Below are 18,162 nucleotides of genomic sequence, written 5' to 3' on the forward strand. Positions count from 1 at the left end.
CGTCTGCGATATTAACAATCTCTCAACGAAAAAGCAGCCTGTCAGAAAAGCGACAGACTGCTTGGAGCTTATTTATTCGTGATTTATGCTTCTTCTGTCAGGCGCAGGAATTCGTCGATGTCTGCCACAGCCAGATCAACAGCTTTTTGCCAGAACTCAACTGTCGTCATATCCTCACCGAGATGCTTCTTCGCCAAATCCTCTACCATCAGGCGGCCCGTATCTTGGAGCAGTGCATCGTATTTCGGCGCAAAGCTCTCGCCTTCTTCAAGCGCACGCGCATAGACACTCATGCTGAACAAGTACCCGAATGTGTACGGGAAGTTGTAGAACGGATACGACGTGATATAGAAATGCAGTTTGGATGCCCAGAAGTGCGGCTCATAATCTGCCAAAGCTCCATTGTACGCTTGCTTTTGAGCCTCTTCCATGATTCGGTCGAGATCAGCCGCGCTAACGAGACCTTCTTTGCGCTTCTCGTAGAAGTTTTTCTCGAAAATAAAGCGAGCGTGGATGTTCATGAAAAACGCGATGATGGATTGCAGCTTATCTTCCAAGAGCACCAGTTTTTCATCTTCATTGGCTGCATTTTTCACAGCAGCGTCAGCGAGGATCATCTCTGCAAAGGTCGATGCTGTCTCCGCTACGTTCATCGCGTAATTTTGGTTAAGTGCTGGCAAATCCCACATGACTTGCTGATGATACGCATGCCCCAGCTCATGTGCCAGTGTGGATACATTGCTTGCGCTTCCCGCATACGTCATGAACACGCGGGACTGCTTGCTGACTGGGAAGCTCGTGCAGAATCCGCCTGGGCGCTTGCCAGGACGATCCTCTGCCTCGATCCAGCCCTCATCGAATGCCTTTTGCGCAAACTCAGCCATGCTCGGATTGAAGCGGTTGAAGTGCTCAACGATCAGGGCAGCTGCTTCATCGTAAGACACTTCTTTATGTACCTTACCGACTGGAGCTCCTACATCGTACCAGCTCAGTTTGTTTACACCGAGCAGCTTTGCCTTGCGCTCCAGGTAGGCAACCAGGCGATCCTTGCGATTGTCGATGGCCTGCCACATCGCGTCGAGTGTTTTTTCCTGCATCCGTCCAATATCCAGCGGTTCACGCAGGACGGAATCCCAGCCGCGATGACGGTACAGAGAGAGACGGAAACCACCCAAGTGATTCAGCGCCTGCGCGCACAACTCCGCTTCCTTGCCCCAAGCTTCTTTCCACTTTTCAAAAACATGGGCACGAACAGCACGATCAGGACTGCTCATCAGGTTAGAAGCTTGCCCGACGGACAGCTGCTTCGTCTCTCCATTGACCTCAACCTCAATGGTCATACGTCCCACGACGGTATTGTACAAATCTTGCCAAGCGTGATACCCGTCTACGGCTAAATCGTTTGCCAGCACTTCTTGTTCAGGGGACAGCTTTTCCTGTGCACGGCGGCGGCGCTCATTCAGCACAAAAGCAAGCGGTTGCAATTCTTCGTCTGCCAACAGCTTCTCCCATGCAGCCTCGTCGACAGCCAGCAGCTGTTCTTCCCAGCGCGTCAATACTGCACCAAACGCAGCCGAGATGCTCTTTACACGCCCACCCAGCAGTTTGGCTGGCTCATCCTTTACATTTTGAGCAGTCAGGCAGGAAATGAATGCACCTGCTTGTCTCACCCGCACGGCAATGCTTTGGACATGAGTGATAACTTCCTTGAAAGCCGCTGTTTCATGCAAACCTGCACCAGATTGCTCCAACCGCGCCTTCAGGTTCGCAATATCCCCTTCCAACGTCCCTAAAAACGCCAGAAAATCCTCCGATTCACTACCACCAGGAAAAATCACATCCATATCCCAGCGTTGTGGAAATGCTTTTGTCATATGTACTCCTCCTCCAAAAACTCCTTCGATAAAAATATTTCTATAATAAGGTAGCTATTCCTTCCCCATTTATTCATATCAACGTAAAAAGCGACTGCCATGTATGCAGTCGCCAGCTTTTCACATCGATTGAACAGGGATCGAAAACGTCTCCCCTTGTTTTTCAACAACGATCCTGTCCCTCTCGTCCCCCGCTGCTGCCAACAGACGCTCGAACGGCTCATCAACTGGCTCACGCGAGAGCACAAACGTGTTCCAATGAATAGGCACCAGCCACTTGGCTTGGGTCTCCTTGAACATTTGCCATGCTTGCTCTGGCGTACAATGTGCTGCTTGATACGCGTCTGGCTTGTAGGCGCCAATCGGCATGAACACCAGATCGATCGGCCCGAATTGCTTCGGCAAATTTTCCATGGAGATATAAGCGGTATCCCCTGGATAGAGGATGCGCACGCCATTTTTCTCAATCATATAGCCGTTGTAGCCATACTCATGATTCCATGGAAAGCGGTTGCCCCAATGGCGAACAGGAATCGCAGTAACCGTCATTCCTTCTTTGGTTGTAATTGCTTCTCCCGGCTGCATTTCCTCATACGAACCAAACGGCATATGCTTAAACAGCTTGCTCGTCTGGTGCGCCGTAATGACATGTGTGGAGCGATTCGCTATTTTCTGCAAGGTAGGCAGATCGACATGATCCAAATGGGCATGCGATAGCAAGATGATATCTACCTCGCCAATTTCAGCAAAGTCGAGGGCAGGAGGTGTGAAGCGTTTGGGACCAAAATGGACACCTGCAAGCTTAATCCCCAGCTTCTCGCCCAAAACCGGATCCGTCAGTATTTTCGTACCAAACATATTCAACAGAATCGTCGAGTGACCGATCCATGTAAATGTAACCTCATCATGACTCCAGTCGGCAGGCATTGGCTTTTTTGTATCCAGATGACGAAACTCCGGCTTCGGAAGCTGCCCCATATGGTACCAGTAGCGGTAAACCACATAGCCAATCAATCCGATAAGGAGTCCCCCCACTATGAAGCCTACCCATGTAACAAAGTTGAGCATCAGACAACTCCCTTTATCTAGCTGTGATTTCCCCATTATAGCAAAAGGCATCCTTGCTGTAGCAAGCCTAAAAAAGCGGCAAACTGCTTTTTACGCTTGCTTACTTCCTCCTGCCGGGCTTGCTATAATTGCTAGAGAAAAACGTAGAGAATCGAGGAGAAACCCATGATCCTGCACAAGGGAGAAGTCCTGTTTCGACAAGGAGAATCTGGACCGCTCTATCATTTGAAGAGCGGTCTGTTAAAAATCGTTCGGGTACATGCAGACGGAGCATTGACGCTGGTCAACATCATCGTTCCGGATGAGATCATCCCGCATCATTCATTGATGAGCCCGAATCCCTATTACGGGACAGCAATCGCTCTCGTGACCTGCGAGGTCGAAGTATTGTCTGCCCCGGATTGGTATCGCCATCTGGATGACAATCCTGAAAAGTGTCGTGATATCGCGCTACAGCTGCAAGGGAAGCTGCGGATGATGCAGCAGCGTATCGACCAACTAACCGAAGTCTCTCCTGCTGAAAAGCTGCGCAAGCTCCAGCTTTGGTTTCAGACATTCATTCCTGTCGCCTCGCTTTCAGACTTGCTGACTCAGGATGAAATCGGTCAGCTCATCGGGCTTCGCCGCGAGACGGTAAATCGGCTGCTGCGCGCTCAAGCTGCGAATCGCGAGTAAGCTTGAGCTTTTTTTCGTGAGAGACTCTTTATGCCAAGGTCGCTGCCGGACCAAAAAACTCAAAATGAATATCGTCAGCTGGCACTCCCCATTCCACCAGAGCACCGTTGATTGTCTTCATGAATGGAATTGGACCACAGAAATAGTAGCTTGCCTCTTTTGTATCGATGACCTTTTGCAGCCACGGCAAGTCGATATATCCTTCTTTTTGATATGCACCGTTCACTCGATCTTGCTCGGTCGGCTGTGTATAGCACCAGTGAACAGAGAGCTGCGGATGTTTTGCGGCCAGCTCCTCTACTGCCGGCTTCATGGCATGCACATTTCCGTTTTTGACTGCGTGAATGAAGGTGATCGGACGGTCTGTTCCTGATTTGATCAGTGTGTTTAGCATGCTGATCATGGGGGTCAATCCTACACCACCACTGAGCAACACAACCGGACGGCTGTCCTCTTGCTGTAAGGTAAAATCTCCAGCAGGAGCAGACAGCTGCAGGCTATCTCCTTCCTTCACTTCCTCGGACAAATAAACGGATACTTTTCCTGCTGGCTTATCTTGCATCGCGTCCTCGCGTTTGACAGAAATGCGGTAGTACGCATTCCCTGGCGCATCTGAGAGACTGTACTGGCGAATGTGCGTAAATTGCTCGCCCGGTAATTCTACCTTGACGCTGACATACTGCCCTGGCTCATAGCTGGAAATCGATTGGCCATCCGCCGGAACCAGATAAAAGGAAGTGATCACGTCGCTTTCCTTCACCTTGCGCTGGACGATAAACTCTCTGAAATCTACCCATCCTCCAGGCTGCCCGCTCGCCTCTTCATACATTTCGTGTTCTACACCAATAAAAGCATCTGCAATGACGCCATACGCTTCCGCCCATGCTTGTAAAATCTCGTCCGTAGCGGCATCCCCAAGTACGTCTTTGATCGCAGCAAGCAGGTTTTCCCCGACGATTGGGTAGTGTTCAGCCTTCACTCCCAGGCTGCGGTGCTTGTGTCCAATCTGCTTCACTACAGGCAAAATCGTTTCCAGCTTATCAATATACAAAGCCGCAGCATACACCGCATTTGCCAGAGCTGTTTGCTGTCTTCCCTGCTTTTGATTGGCGTGGTTGAAAATATTGAGAAGCTCAGGGTGCTTAGCAAACATCATTTGATAAAAGCGTTTTGTAATGGCAGTTCCGTGTACCTCTAGCACAGGAACGGTTGATTTTATGATTTCAATGGTTTTTGGGCTTAACATCGTAGAACCTCCTTGAAGTGCTTCGTTCTTTCTATATTTCAAGTGTACGGGAGGTTCAGAAATACACATGTGATTCTGGTCACAGGAAATAGAAACGATTTGTGACAACTGCAAAAGACCATAAGAAAAAGTCGTCCCCCAACTCTCTTGTTGCAAAAGAAACGATTGCCATGATAGCATATCAGCCAAATCTATCATTCCAACAAAAACACTGAAGGTGAATGAATGCTAACAGTAAACCGAGATGACGAGCGTCCAATCTGGCAGCAACTGCTGGACCAAGCGATCCATAATATTACCACTGGAAAATGGCAGCCAGGTGAATTGCTGCTCCCCTCCCGCGAACTCGCTTCTTTAATTGGCGTTTCCCGTTCCACCATACAGATTGTTTATGAGGAGTTATTCAGCCGCGGATACACGGTAACCTCACGTCGCGGCGGGACTAGAGTGAGCGAATGGACGTATGCAACGCGTCCTTCAGAGGATGTTGCGACCGAAGGACCTGTCCCCCCCGACTTGCCTTTATTAAACGCTACAATCGGTCATTTGCACGGTTGGTTCGGGGATAAAGATAGTCGAAAGGTTGAGATCGATTTCAGTCCCCATGAGCCATATTTGGACGAACATTTCCAAAAGAATTGGAGACGTTCGTTTTTACAAGCTTCCACAGAAACGAATCTGGACAGTTGGGCTTATGGCAATGCCTATGGATACCAACCGCTACGTGAACAGATCCAACGATATTTGTCACTTGAACGGGGCGTTCATGTGACTATCGATCAAATCATGTTAACCTCAGGCGCACAACATAGCATTGATTTGATCGCCCAAGCCCTTTTACAAGAAGGAGATACCGTTTCTGTTGAAGATCCTGGCTTCCCTGCTGCCTGGATGGCAATGAAGTATCGGCGTATGCAAGTTGTCTCCGTTCCAGTTGACGAGTACGGGTTATGCGTAGACCATATTCATCCGGGATCCAAGCTTGTCTATGTTACGCCATCGCACCAGTGTGCGGTTGGAGTCATTATGTCGGAACCTCGCAGGCAACAATTGTTACACATGGCTGCCGAGCAGCAGTTTTGGATTGTTGAGGATGATTACGACAGCGAATTTCGCTATCGCGGCGACCCACTTCCAACCTTGTTCAGTCAGCGACCTCAGAACACGCTGTATATGATGAGTTTTTCCAAAATGATTGCTCCTGGTATTCGAATATCGGCAATCATTGGTCCCAAAGAAGCCATTCGTCAGCTCGTCCAAGTCCATGAATTAACCTATCGTCATCTTCCGATTATGGAACAATTAACGCTTACTCATTTTATTGAGCATGGTCATTTCATGCGCCATATGAGACGAGTTCGAAATGTATATCGGCGCAGACATGAAGCCATGACAAAGGCCATCATCACGACAGGTCTCGGCGAACATTTCACACTAAGCGGCGTAGAAACGGGGTTGCATATCCTTCTTGAAGCTGATAAATCGTTTGTCGAAGAAGCCGAGACGAACCTAGCACTCGAAAAAGGAATCCGTGTTTATCCACTTAGCAAGTATTGTTTGAAAAGCGATCGAAAAGGATGGGTGCTGGGTTTTGCTAAAGTAGATGAATCAACCATTGAAGAAGGCATTCTTCGTCTTGCGGAGATTACACGGCGTTCATCATGCAAAATGCTGCCGCATCAATAACGGCAGCATTTCTGTTTTCACAAAAGCATTTACACAGTTTTACCCGGTTTGAACATTTTCTCTTCTTCCATTGGATTTTCTTTCGCTGTGATATGATCTGGATCTATTCGATACACCTGAACCGGACCACCGAATACTGCTGAACGGTATTTGTCTACGTGCTGCTTGGGTAAAGGCCGATTGAAGTAGCCAGGTACATACTTATTCATCATTTCTTGCAACATGTGAGTAGCTTCATCCAGATCGACTATAGGCTGTGCCTTGCCAAAAATCATTACACTCATATACGCTGTGTCCGTCTTAGCTGGCACCGGATCAGTAATCGTTCCATATTCTTCACAAACCGTAAAACAGACCTCTGGATTCGCATCCATAACCTGATTTCTTCTCCCGCCGGTGGCTCCATGGAAATATAGCTTCCCGTTTGTCCAGACAAAATTGAGCGGAACAACATACGGCAAATGACCATCGACCATTCCAAGATGTCCGATTCTAGCTTGCTGTAAAAATGCCTCAATCTTGCTCTCATCCAATACTTCTCTAATTTTGTAACGCACTCCATTCATTGTTATCACTCCTATTATTTTGAAACACGCTGCAAGTTTATCAGCCATTGGAGTGAATATATACGTCCAAAACTACCAGATTGAAGCAATCCATTTACTTAGTATGATTGATTAAATGAGCAATTTCTTTCACTCTATCCATTGTAATTCCTTCTCTTTGTTCAACTGCAAGTCGATGACTCGTTTGTTCTACTTCTATTAATGGAACCGCACCAACTTCTTGTGTATGTACCAATGTCTTTAATGATAGTGTCGTTTCGGGATAGATGGAAAGTTCAGTCGATAACCAACCAAAATAAGGCTCTTCATTTTCTCTTCCTTCTACGTGCAGCAGTTCATTTGATTTCAAAAAGTTTTCTTCACTAAGAGAAACCCAAACACTCCATATAAACTTCTCATTTGTATCCAATATTGGTATTTCAATGTGTCCTCTAATAAAGAAATGCTGTTCATCAATTACACAAAAATCTTTTATTAATTCTGTTCTTTTCTCTTCTGGTACCATGTAAAAATAATGTGGTGCTTCCATTCCATAACAGAAAGGAAGTTCATTTAATTCTTCGTTACAGTGAGGGCATTTCATGTTCTTTGCTCCTTATCATTTCTCGCCGATTTTTTATTTACATTACCACATCTTTCATTACATGGATAACTTGCCAGCAAGTGCTACAAAAAAAGATCATCCCAACCCAAGCTGGAATGATCTCAATTATTCTAATCAGTTTTGACAATACCAAACGGATACCCGTTCCCTTACAAACGTGGCCAAGTTGTCTATGTCATTAATATCGAAAAATGGCAACCCCGGCTGACGATTGTCTGACCAACCTACGATCCCTACCAGATGAGTAACGATCGATAAAAGCTCCTCATCTTCTGGCCTGCGAAGCAGGACGAGCTTGGGAAAACCTTCACGCTTGAAGCCTTCTACTAAAACGAGCTGGGCCCCGGCATCTGCTAAGCGCTGGATAAGGACGGACAACTCCTGCGGCTTTTGCTCCACGATGGCTGTCTTCGTTTTCGAAGTGATAGCAACAAGCGATGCTCCGGCTTCACGATAACGCCAGGTGTCCTTCCCTGGCTGATCCCACTCAAAATCATGTCCCCCGTCATGCTTGATGACCCCGACTCTTATCCCTGCCTTTTCGAGGATCGGAATGAGCTTGGTGAGCAGCGTCGTCTTGCCACTGTTCGAATAACCAACAATCTGCAAAACACAAGGTGGCTTAACCATTCGCTATCCCTCTCTTCTCCAGGTTGGGGCGGTATGCGTGAGAACATCAACCAGCTCTCCTGCTTTTTGCCCGCTTCCCCCGGCTGGTATGATCATAAAGCATTCACTGTCCTTCAACGTCCCCAGATTCCCTGCCTTTTCATTAAAATCAGGGATCGCGTGCAAAACCCCGTCTTTTTCAAGGAGCTTTCCTCGCAGGTAACGCGGGTATGGACAAGGCTTCGTATAATCGACACCAAGTCTCGCCTTAATCACCTGCTGCATTACATGGGCTTCTCCCGAGATGCGACGAATCGCTGTTCGCGCAAATAACTCAAATCCGAGAAAACAGGCACCCGGATTACCTGATAGGGCAATAAAAGGCTTGCCTTCCATGATCATCGCTGTTGTCGGACTTCCCGGACGTATCGCGATCCGGTTGAACAGAAGCTCCACCTCGGGCTCATCCACTAATGCCGCGATCACATCAAAATCCCCAACGGACACACCGCCGCTTGAAATGACCAGATCCACGCCCTGCAAGCATTCATTGATTTTCGTCTTTGCCACCGACAAATCATCCGGCAGTCTTGAAAACGAAACAGGGATGCCCCCTGCCTCGGCAATCAAGGCAGTCAGCATCACCGTATTACTGTTGCGAATTTTGCCAGGAGCAAGCGGCTGATCAATCTCCAGCAGCTCGCTTCCAGTCGAAATCAGACCGACACGCGGCTTGCAGAACACCTCAACCTGCGAATAGCCAAACGTAGCCAAACTGGCGAGAGTACCTGCGTTAATCCGCTCGCCCGCCTTGGCAATGATCGTTCCTGCGGCCATCTCTTCACCGCGACGCGATACATTTTCCCCAGGCTTCATCTCCCGCTTGAGCCGTACAGCATCCGCCTCTTCGGCTGGGTTGTACGTTTGCTCAAACATGATGACCGCATCCGCACCCGCAGGCATCATCGCACCTGTCATGATCCGCGTAGCGTAGCCCTTTTTCAATTCTCTAGTAGGTACTTGCCCGGCCGCAACCGTCTCTAGCACTGTTAGCGTAATCGGGTGGTCAACGGAGGCCCCAACCGTATCCGCAGCTCTCACGGCAAACCCATCCAGCGGCGATCGGTCAAAGTGCGGCAAATCGTATGTTGCACATAGATCAGAGACCAGTATCCGCCCGTATGCCTCCCCGATCTGCACTTGTTCCGTTCTCCCTGTCAGCAATTTTGCCAACAGCTTGCTCATCGCTTCTTCAACCGAGAGTGTTTGTCGCGAAAAACGCATGGCTTGTTCCTCCTAATCTTGACCACCCATTGCTACAGCTCGTCAGCCGACGTTTACTTCCAAATCTTCTACTTCTCTCTCCACGTATTTCAAATCTTTGTTGGCGTGGAAAGTGTCCGCTTTTTCAACCTTCACGGCTGTATTGTATTCGGGAATACCTGCGTATGTCTCGTATACACCCTTCGGAATGAGTACGTTCCCTTCCGGCCAGTGTACTTGAATGTTTCCGCGTCTGGTGTCCTCGAATTTGGCCCGTCCTTGGAACGTTCCATATTTATTGTAAACGACGATATTTTCGCCTTCTGCAATGCGCAGTTCTTTTGCATCCTCTGCATTGATCAGGATATCATAACGGTCCGCATTGTTGAACGGGTCTTTCTTGCTATAGACCATCGAGTTGAACTGCTTGCCCCGACGAGTCGTTACATAGAAATGGCCCTCTGGCTTGTTCAAATCCGGAATCTCAATCGGGATCAGATTCGCACGTCCGTCTGGTGTCGGGCATACGCCATCTTCACACAACCATGCGCCACCCCATTGGAAGACATCTCCACGGTTTTTCAAATGCTGGATGCCGTCGTAGTTCGGATTCGCTAGGGCGATCTCTGCGCGAATTTCAGCCGCATTGGAGAAGTGCATCAGATGCTTTTTCTCTGGATTTACCCGTGCCGCCAAGTCTACGTAAATCTCCCATTCCGAACGGGCTTCTTCAATACGTGGCCCTTCGACTTCTGCACTGAAGTAGACCATACGCTCTGTACTAGTCGAAGTTCCGCCACCCGGCTGCTCGTAACGAGTCATAGCAGGCAGAACGATCACTTCTTCCTTCGCGTCCACCAACGTAGATGTATTGAAAATGATGTCCTGATGTACACGTAGCTCTACGCTTTCCAAGCATTTTTCCATGAAGTCCGGATCTGGCATCGTCTCCAGGAAGTTACCACCGCTTGTGTAGAACAGTCTGGTCTTGCGCTCATGTCCATCTGGCAACACTGCATTTTCCAAAGTAATACCCACGATATCCCCTTGCCATTTCGGGATCGGGAAGTTCCAGATCTTTTCAATGCGGTCCCACGATTTTTCTTCGAAGTCTCCGCCAGGCAAGCTAAATGGATCGGCACCCATTTCACCGGAGCCTTGTACGCCTGAGTGACCGCGAATAGGCATGAGACCTGTGTGCTTACGACCGAAGAATCCACGCAGGGTAGCCAGATTGGCTACTTGAGAAATATTGTCCGTACCGAATTTGTGCTGGGTCAGTCCCATACTCCATACGAATACGCCATTTTTGGAGTTGGCGAGCAGTTGCGCGAATTCTTTGATACGTTCACGGCTGAGACCGGAGGATTCAATGATTTTGTCCCACGATTCATTCATCACATGCTTGCGCAGCTCTTCGATTCCGTTTGCGTGCTCCTTGATGAATTCATGATTGATCGCAGAACCTGGTTTGGCTTCCTCCATCTCGAACCAAATCTTCATCACGCCGTTCATGAATGCAATGTCGCCGCCAATGTTCACTTGGTAGAAATCGTCTGCAATCTTCGTTCCGAACAAAGCACTATCCGGTACAGATGGAATCCAGTACTTCTCCATCGCTGGCTCTCTGTACGGGTTGATCAAGATGATTTTCGTTCCTGCTTTTTTCGCAGCATACATGTATTTCGTCGATACAGGCTGGTTGTTACCTGGTACAGAGCCCCAGAATACGAGCACATCCGTACCGATCCAATCCTGATAGTTACAGCTCGATGCACCAATTCCAACCGAACGCTTTAGTGCTGTCTTACTCGGCGAGTGACAAATACGTGATGCGTTGTCGATGTTGTTGGTTCCGAGGAAACGAGCCATTTTAGCTGCCGTGTAGTATACCTCGTTGGTAATCCCACGAGCCGTCAAGAAAAAGGCCAGCTGTTTCGGGCTGATGTTTTTAATTTTTGTGGCGATGCGGTTTAACGCTTCATCCCAGCTAATGCGGGTGAACTTGTTTTCGCCTGGCTTTCTTGAAAGTGGATACGGAATTCTTCCCAGCTTGCGCAATTCTTCGCTAGATAGCTTGCGCAGCGCATTCACGTCTTCAAACCATTTGGCATCCATGGCAGACATAGTATTTAGACGCAGTACATTCAGTCGCGTGGTGCACAAATGAGGACCAGTCAACGTCTGATCGTAGAGACCGGATACGCCGAGAGCACAACCATCACATACCCCTTGTGTCAAAATACGATACGCATAGCCCAAATTATCGCGATTGTCATAGGCCACCTTCATCGTATCGCGAATGTGATGCGGCTTGATTTTTCCGAGTCCCATCGGCATCAGTGAAGCCCATAAGGAAGGCTTCCACGAAGTATCCAGCTTAATTGGTCCCCCATGCTTGGTCTTGCCCATTTCTTTTGTCTCCCCTCTAATAAACTCCATTGAAACGAAAAAACCACCATGAAACCGTCCCTTGTCCTATAGGAAAAGAGCGTGTTCACGGTGGTTGTCTACGGCAGGTTCGCTACCTAGTCTCAACTTCGTGTTTGCTTTCGCGAATTCCGTTACGTCTAAGCCGGTGAACAGGAACGCTGCTTCGTTTAGACTTACGGTTCGTTTTTCATTCTTTTTTCGATGTCTTGATCAAAAACAAAGATCGACATTCCAAAATCCCGTTCAATGTCAATATCGACGAAAAGATCAACGAGTTTTGCTCCAAGAAACGCTTCCATGTCAACTGGCTGGTGTTTCCGATAGATCTCTTTGACCATTTCGGTTCGGGCAGCTCGTAATGTCTGCTTTCCGTCTTCCGAAGTGGCGATGAACTTTTCCACCGGAGAAAGGTTGCCTTCCATCTCGCAGATCGCCCAGTTCTTGCAGAACGTGGTGCTGATCTTGCTAGGTCCCTTTCCCATATGGCGCTTTCGGAAAGCCCTGACCAAATTACTGAATTCTGCTTCGAACTTATTCATCGAGGAAAATCACCTTTACTTCAAATCATTCTCTACTTAAACTTTACCATTGATTAACTAGCCAATTCAACAGACTTTTCTCTTTGTTTGGCTTCTTCCTTCAGTTTTTTGATATCCAGACGGACTATTAGCGAGATCACCAGAGCGACAACGAACATTCCTGCGAAAACACTCATAGTTCCTGTATAGCTTTCTGTCGTCTTGCGAACCCATGCTGCAAAGATCGGTCCTGCCAAGCCGGCAGCAGCCCATGCCGTCAGAATATAGCCGTGAATCGCACCCAATTGCTTCGTTCCAAACAAGTCACCAATGTATGCCGGAATGGATGCAAAGCCACCACCGTAACAGGTCATAATGATAAACATCGCAACCATGAACAGGATTGGATTGGTCAAATTCGGTAATAGGAAGAACAATACCATTTGGATGGCAAAGAAAGCTGTGTACGTATTTGGTCGTCCAATGAAATCAGACAGAGACGCCCATCCGATGCGTCCACCACCGTTGAACAAACCGTTTAGCCCTACCATCAGAGCTGCTGTTCCGACAGACATGCCCACCATTTCTTGCGCCATCGGCGATGCTACCGAAATAACCGCGATTCCACATGTCACATTGATGAACAACATCAGCCACAGCCAGTAAAAACGGCGTGTCTTGATCGCTTCATTGGCAGTCAATTGACACAAATCTTTTTTGATTTGCTTGCTGCCAGCTCTTCCCTCAGCGGAAAATCCAGCCGGTACCCAACCTTTTGGAGGTGGAGCCAAATATTGAGCCGAAGCCAACATTACAACGAAATAAATAATGCCCAAAATATAAAAGGTGTTCGCGATACCTACATTTGCAATCAAAGCGTTCATAATCGGACTGGCAATCATGGAAGCAAAGCCGAAGCCCATAATCGCAAGACCTGTTGCTAAACCACGGCGATCCGGAAACCATTTGACCAACGTTGATACTGGCGTAATATAGCCTACCCCAAGTCCGATACCACCCAGCACGCCATAACATAAGTACAACAGAGGCAAACTGCTCAATTGAATCGCCAAGCCAGCCCCGACAGTTCCTACTCCAAAAAAGATAGATGCGAGAATGCCAGCTTTGCGCGGGCCGTGCTTTTCTACATAATGACCGAGAAAGGCAGCAGACAGCCCCAAAAACAAGATCGCAATACTAAACGTAAATTGAACGTCTGGCAAGTCCCAGCCGAACTGCTCGGTAATTGGCTTGGTGAATACACTCCATGCGTATACCGATCCAATCGAGATGTGGATGCCTACCGCAGCCAACGCGATGAGCCAGCGGTTTTTCACTTTTTGTTCCAAATCATTCATCTCCTTCGCAATGGTCTTTCGCATGCTGTGGATCCATCAGCAGCCTTCTCGAAAAAAAGAAAAACTGCTGATTTCACCGACTCACCCAGGTCTCCACAAATGGAAACGAGGGCTACGATGAAACACAGCAGTTAATCATCAGCAGGAACGCTACATCAGCATCAACAAGCATTGTGTTCACTATGTAATTCGCTGCAAGGCTACAAAATAATCGGTGGCAGGGTCGCTGCTCCGTGTCAATCTGTCCTTACGCTATGCATACATGGAAAGACGAAAATTTTATGACACTTTTCATCTCTCATAGTATACTACCATGTAAGCGTTCACTCGACAATATTTTCCTCACAAAATAGCCATAAAAACTTCATATTTTCGACAAAAAGGAGGCCCGTATGTCCGAACTAACCATCACCACCCGATTGCCTGTGTTGAAAATTTCGGCTGACCAACATGGCTGGGAAGACGACGAAATCGTTACCGAGTACCCCCTCACCATTTTCCTCAATGATGAGGAATTCGCTACAATCGTATGTACTCCGGCCGACCTGGAAGAAATGGTCATCGGTTTTCTCGCAGCCGAGGGCGTTATCAAGAGCTACTCGGAAATCAAACAGCTTACGATTAATGAGGCCCAAGGGTTTGCTTACGTTGATTTGCATAAAGAAACAATTTTGTCACAGAGCTTTTACTCCAAACGCAGAATTACTTCCTGCTGCGGAAAAAGCAGACAATCCTTTTACTTTTTTAGTGATGCGCGCACAGCAAAGCCCGTTGAAAGCACAACAACTGTCACCCCTGCTCAGTGCATGCGCCTGATGAAAGAATTGCAAGCGTCGTCTGAGATCCACCGCCAAACAGGTGGCGTCCACAATGCAGTTCTCTGTACACCGGATGAAGTTTTGCTTCAGTTCTCCGACATCGGACGTCACAATGCTCTCGACAAAATCTATGGGAAATGCTTGCGAGATGACATTTCGACCACGGACAAAATTCTTGTCTTCAGTGGACGCATCTCGTCTGAGGTGCTGCTCAAGGCTGCCAAGATTGGTGCTGGCATCATATTATCCAAGTCCGCTCCAACTGATCTCGCCCTACAATTGGCAGATGAGCTGAAGCTCACCGCTGTCGGATTTATCCGCAATGACAAAATGAACGTGTATACACAAGCCCAGAGAATCCTCCTACCTTAAAGGAGGATTCAATCAAAAGCGGGACAAGCTGTTGGTAATCTCAAAGCCCGAGTTATCTCTCGGGCTTTTGTTCTTTGTACGTGGGAGTTTATTATTTGCAGCAGCAATGTTTCTTTTTGTGATGCTTGCAATGGCTGTCGTCATCATCTTCGTCTTCGTCGTCGTCGTCCTCTTCTTCATCATCTATTTCATACTTCTTGCAACAGTGATGGTCATGTTTTTCAAAGCATTTGCAATCATGGCATTTGCAGCAACAGCAGTGATCGTGGCAATGTTCATGCTTTTTGCAGCAGCAATGCGGCTCATCGTGTTTTTTGTAGTAGCAGTGAAGCTCGTAGTAATCGTCATGTTTCTTGCAACTACAGTGGTGGTCGTGATGCTTGTCGTGATGCTTGTCGTGTTTCTTGCAGCAGCAATGGTGGTCGTGATGCTTATCGTGTTTTTTGCAGCAGCAGTGGTGGTCGTGATGCTTGTCGTGTTTTTTGCAGCAACAGTGGTGGTCGTGGTGTTTGCCTTGTTTTTTGCACTTTCTTATCATTGCGCTTCCCTCCTTTCGTTAGCCATCACTACTATTTATACGGTTTGTCCAGAGAAACGCTTGTATGATAGCCCTCTATGAAAAGCCTCTTTTTTCCAAACAAAAAACAGGACATACCTCAAGCATGTCCTGTCTTTCTGCGTTCTTCTTCAATTTTGGCCTGTTCGTACTCTTCAGGCGTGTTGACATTAAAAACAGCCCAAGGGTCCAACCATTCATCAGGCAAGGGCACCACGCGCAGTTCATCTAAAGTCCGCATCAGTTTTCGCTGTCCATGCAACAGCGCCTGCTCCCAATTGGTCTGTGTTCTCCGATGGTACACTGCACATAATGGGTGGATTCGTTCCTCTGATTGGGCGACAATCACATCCCAATCGTTTCTCTCCCTCGCAAATTCAATAAGTTTGGCGATTTGCCCACGATCCATAAAAGGTAGGTCACAGGACAATACCAGCAAAGCATCCTCGGAACTTACGCGAAGGGCAGTAACCAGTCCACTGACAGGGCCACAGGATGGTACCAGATCAGGTGTAATTGTGACGGGCTGTTCATCAATTTGTTCCTTTTGTGTCACTTGAGTGTCCGAAAAATCGTTCGCTACAATGAAACAAGACAAACCAACCGCCTGTACTTCCTTTACCAGCTCTGTTAAAAAGGTTCCGTCCCTCCACGGTAATTTTTGCTTGGGCGAGCCCATTCTGCTGCTTTTTCCGCCCGCTAAGATAACCGCACCGATACGCAGCTGCTGCATAAATTTCCTCCTGGGTGTTGACAATAATCCTTATTAGTTTATAATAAGTTTAAACAAATAATAATTATAAATAAGGAGAGATTCTCGATGGAAAACACACTCTACAGCGTTCTAAATAAACAAGTGGCGAACTGGACAGTCCTCTATACGAAACTACACAATTTTCACTGGAATGTAAAAGGACCTCACTTCTTTACGCTCCACGCAAAATTTGAGGAATTGTACAACGAAGCAGCAGCGAATCTTGATTCCCTCGCTGAACGTGTCCTCTCCATCGGTGGAAAACCTGTAGCGACTTTGGCTGCATGTCTGAACACAGCGAGCATCACCGAAGCAGAAGGAAGCGAAACAGCTGAGCAAATGGTAGAAACGATCGCAAGAGACTTCTCCATTCTCGTAGACGAGCTGAAGCTGGCTATGGAAACGGCAGACCAAGCTGACGATGAAGCGACAGCCGATATGCTGCTGGGAATCCGCAGTGGCCTGGAAAAACACATTTGGATGCTCAAGTCCTTCTTGCAATAAGCAAGTAAATCAATAGACACCAAAAGGCGATTGTGCATAGACACATCGCCTTTTTTGGGTTTTGCCTCCCGTGAAACTGCTTATCCACCCTGGTTGCCTAAAGTGAAAATATCAGTTTCCGCCCGTCCTTTTCTACTTTTACTTGGGGTAGATACTTTAATGACTTCTGTACACCAATGTAGGGACTCGCAAACTCTACCTGGTGCCGTGCTTTCAACACGGAACAGAGATCAGCCAATGACATCGGAGACATCGCTTCCTGTAACAGGTTTTCGATGTGCTTTGCAACTTCCAAATAATCGTGACGGATGTGCGCCTTTCTCACCTTCATTCGCTTCATCAGATCATCGGAAAATTCCTCTGTCGACATAGCTGTATCTTCTGAGCTTTCATCGTCTCCGATCCCGGCTTCGTTATCCAACTCACGAATGCGGCTCAAAAGCTGCTTGATGTCAGCTCCCAACTGCTTGTCCTGATCGACATACTGTCGACGCAGTGCCATACGCTGTTCTAGCATGGCCTGCAATGTCATTTGTAACGCTTTCCGTTCGTTAAACATTGCGTTATGTATTCCCCTTTTCGCAAAAAGTAGAATGATGGAATTATACCCAATGATAATATAATTCTCACTAGTTGAAAATGGGAATTTGAAGCACCCAATCATAGCCACAGGTTACAAAATAAAAAGATAGCTTTTTTACAAAGCCATAATCTGCTTTCGTAAAAAGCTATCTGCGTTTTTTAAAGGCTAATTACAGATTGTTCAATGAGAGAGTGTAATCGGATTTTCCAATAGACCAGAGTCTTATATAGTATGTTTCACCAGCAACTACATCGAATTCTGCTTCACCAGAAGTCTCTGCAAGGCTGGTAGTTTTGTCTGAAGCCAATACAACGTATGGAACTACTGATTGGTTCTTATTGGTAAGGTTCGTTTTCATTTTTCCGGTTTGATTTGCTACAAAAACAAACGTATCCCAATCACCGTTCTCCCCTTGACCTAAGATAGAGGAGTTAATCTCCAAAGTATTCGCCATTTCAAAGGTATCGTTAGGTTCTGTTTCCGTATTCGCAGCAAATGCGGATGAGGATAGTGCAAATACTAGTGTCAATGCGAGTAAGATTTTTTTCACAATGATTGCCTCCTATATTTTGGGATAATTGGAATATACCATTTTATTCAAAAATTGTCAAAACATAATGTTTTTTGCCTTTATTTGTTGTTTTATGTAATTTCTCTCAAAAATTTTGTCGAATT

Annotated in this window: 18 protein-coding genes; 5 read left to right on the top strand and 13 right to left on the bottom strand. The window is 47.2% G+C overall.

What is annotated here, in order from left to right; all coding sequences use genetic code 11:
- Window positions 1-83: 83 nt before the first annotated feature.
- Complete coding sequence (locus tag HP398_RS17130; protein ID WP_173623214.1) at window positions 84-1,874, bottom strand: M3 family oligoendopeptidase; 1,791 nt, start codon at window positions 1,872-1,874, stop codon at window positions 84-86.
- Window positions 1,875-1,994: 120 nt separating this feature from the next.
- Entirely contained in the window at window positions 1,995-2,942 is a 948-nt protein-coding gene (locus tag HP398_RS17135) for an MBL fold metallo-hydrolase (RefSeq protein WP_173623215.1), read from the bottom strand.
- A gap of 165 nt (window positions 2,943-3,107) precedes the next feature.
- Here HP398_RS17135 and HP398_RS17140 point away from each other — a divergent pair, with 165 nt between their 5' ends.
- On the top strand, window positions 3,108-3,617 hold the full coding sequence (locus tag HP398_RS17140; protein WP_017251999.1) for a Crp/Fnr family transcriptional regulator: 510 nt from the start codon (window positions 3,108-3,110) through the stop codon (window positions 3,615-3,617).
- Between the two features lie 28 nt (window positions 3,618-3,645).
- Here HP398_RS17140 and hmpA read toward each other — a convergent pair whose 3' ends face one another.
- Complete coding sequence (gene hmpA, locus HP398_RS17145; protein ID WP_173623216.1) at window positions 3,646-4,863, bottom strand: NO-inducible flavohemoprotein; 1,218 nt, start codon at window positions 4,861-4,863, stop codon at window positions 3,646-3,648.
- Between the two features lie 225 nt (window positions 4,864-5,088).
- Between hmpA and pdxR the strand changes: the two genes are divergently transcribed.
- A complete protein-coding gene (pdxR, locus tag HP398_RS17150) occupies window positions 5,089-6,549 on the top strand; it encodes a MocR-like pyridoxine biosynthesis transcription factor PdxR (RefSeq protein WP_173623217.1) in 1,461 nt (486 codons plus the stop codon).
- Between the two features lie 29 nt (window positions 6,550-6,578).
- Here the strand turns inward: pdxR and HP398_RS17155 are convergent, their stop codons facing one another.
- The 7 genes from HP398_RS17155 to HP398_RS17185 form a co-directional block, all read right to left on the bottom strand.
- Window positions 6,579-7,115, bottom strand: coding sequence for a pyridoxamine 5'-phosphate oxidase family protein (locus tag HP398_RS17155; protein WP_017251996.1), 537 nt, complete (start codon window positions 7,113-7,115; stop codon window positions 6,579-6,581).
- A gap of 94 nt (window positions 7,116-7,209) precedes the next feature.
- Complete coding sequence (locus HP398_RS17160) at window positions 7,210-7,698, bottom strand: DUF2199 domain-containing protein (protein ID WP_017251995.1); 489 nt, start codon at window positions 7,696-7,698, stop codon at window positions 7,210-7,212.
- A 135-nt stretch (window positions 7,699-7,833) separates the two neighbouring features.
- Window positions 7,834-8,349, bottom strand: a complete 516-nt coding sequence (mobB, locus tag HP398_RS17165) for a molybdopterin-guanine dinucleotide biosynthesis protein B (protein ID WP_173623218.1) — start codon at window positions 8,347-8,349, stop codon at window positions 7,834-7,836.
- 3 nt (window positions 8,350-8,352) lie between these two features.
- On the bottom strand, window positions 8,353-9,612 hold the full coding sequence (locus HP398_RS17170) for a molybdopterin molybdotransferase MoeA (protein WP_173623219.1): 1,260 nt from the start codon (window positions 9,610-9,612) through the stop codon (window positions 8,353-8,355).
- 42 nt (window positions 9,613-9,654) lie between these two features.
- Window positions 9,655-12,003 (bottom strand): FdhF/YdeP family oxidoreductase, encoded by a 2,349-nt coding sequence (locus HP398_RS17175; protein WP_173623220.1) that lies wholly within the window; start codon window positions 12,001-12,003, stop codon window positions 9,655-9,657.
- A gap of 194 nt (window positions 12,004-12,197) precedes the next feature.
- On the bottom strand, window positions 12,198-12,563 hold the full coding sequence (locus HP398_RS17180) for a Na-translocating system protein MpsC family protein (protein WP_007722503.1): 366 nt from the start codon (window positions 12,561-12,563) through the stop codon (window positions 12,198-12,200).
- A gap of 53 nt (window positions 12,564-12,616) precedes the next feature.
- A complete protein-coding gene (locus tag HP398_RS17185) occupies window positions 12,617-13,891 on the bottom strand; it encodes an L-lactate MFS transporter (protein WP_026043355.1) in 1,275 nt (424 codons plus the stop codon).
- A 401-nt stretch (window positions 13,892-14,292) separates the two neighbouring features.
- Here HP398_RS17185 and fdhD point away from each other — a divergent pair, with 401 nt between their 5' ends.
- Both fdhD and HP398_RS17195 read left to right on the top strand, forming a co-directional pair.
- Complete coding sequence (fdhD, locus tag HP398_RS17190) at window positions 14,293-15,090, top strand: formate dehydrogenase accessory sulfurtransferase FdhD (RefSeq protein ID WP_173623221.1); 798 nt, start codon at window positions 14,293-14,295, stop codon at window positions 15,088-15,090.
- 31 nt (window positions 15,091-15,121) lie between these two features.
- Window positions 15,122-15,709: a hypothetical protein gene (locus tag HP398_RS17195; protein WP_173623222.1), complete on the top strand. Its 588-nt coding sequence runs from the start codon at window positions 15,122-15,124 to the stop codon at window positions 15,707-15,709.
- A gap of 37 nt (window positions 15,710-15,746) precedes the next feature.
- On the opposite strand, the gene HP398_RS17200 is transcribed toward HP398_RS17195, so the two are convergent.
- A complete protein-coding gene (locus HP398_RS17200; protein WP_173623223.1) occupies window positions 15,747-16,379 on the bottom strand; it encodes a molybdenum cofactor guanylyltransferase in 633 nt (210 codons plus the stop codon).
- 87 nt (window positions 16,380-16,466) lie between these two features.
- Here HP398_RS17200 and HP398_RS17205 point away from each other — a divergent pair, with 87 nt between their 5' ends.
- Entirely contained in the window at window positions 16,467-16,904 is a 438-nt protein-coding gene (locus HP398_RS17205) for a Dps family protein (RefSeq protein ID WP_017251986.1), read from the top strand.
- Window positions 16,905-17,001: 97 nt separating this feature from the next.
- Here the strand turns inward: HP398_RS17205 and HP398_RS17210 are convergent, their stop codons facing one another.
- Complete coding sequence (locus tag HP398_RS17210; protein ID WP_017251985.1) at window positions 17,002-17,463, bottom strand: hypothetical protein; 462 nt, start codon at window positions 17,461-17,463, stop codon at window positions 17,002-17,004.
- A gap of 193 nt (window positions 17,464-17,656) precedes the next feature.
- On the bottom strand, window positions 17,657-18,037 hold the full coding sequence (locus tag HP398_RS17215) for a hypothetical protein (RefSeq protein WP_017251984.1): 381 nt from the start codon (window positions 18,035-18,037) through the stop codon (window positions 17,657-17,659).
- Between the last annotated feature and the right edge of the window lie 125 nt (window positions 18,038-18,162).

The sequence above is a fragment of the Brevibacillus sp. HB1.4B genome, from assembly GCF_013284285.1.
Taxonomy (GTDB): Bacteria; Bacillota; Bacilli; order Brevibacillales; family Brevibacillaceae; genus Brevibacillus; species Brevibacillus porteri.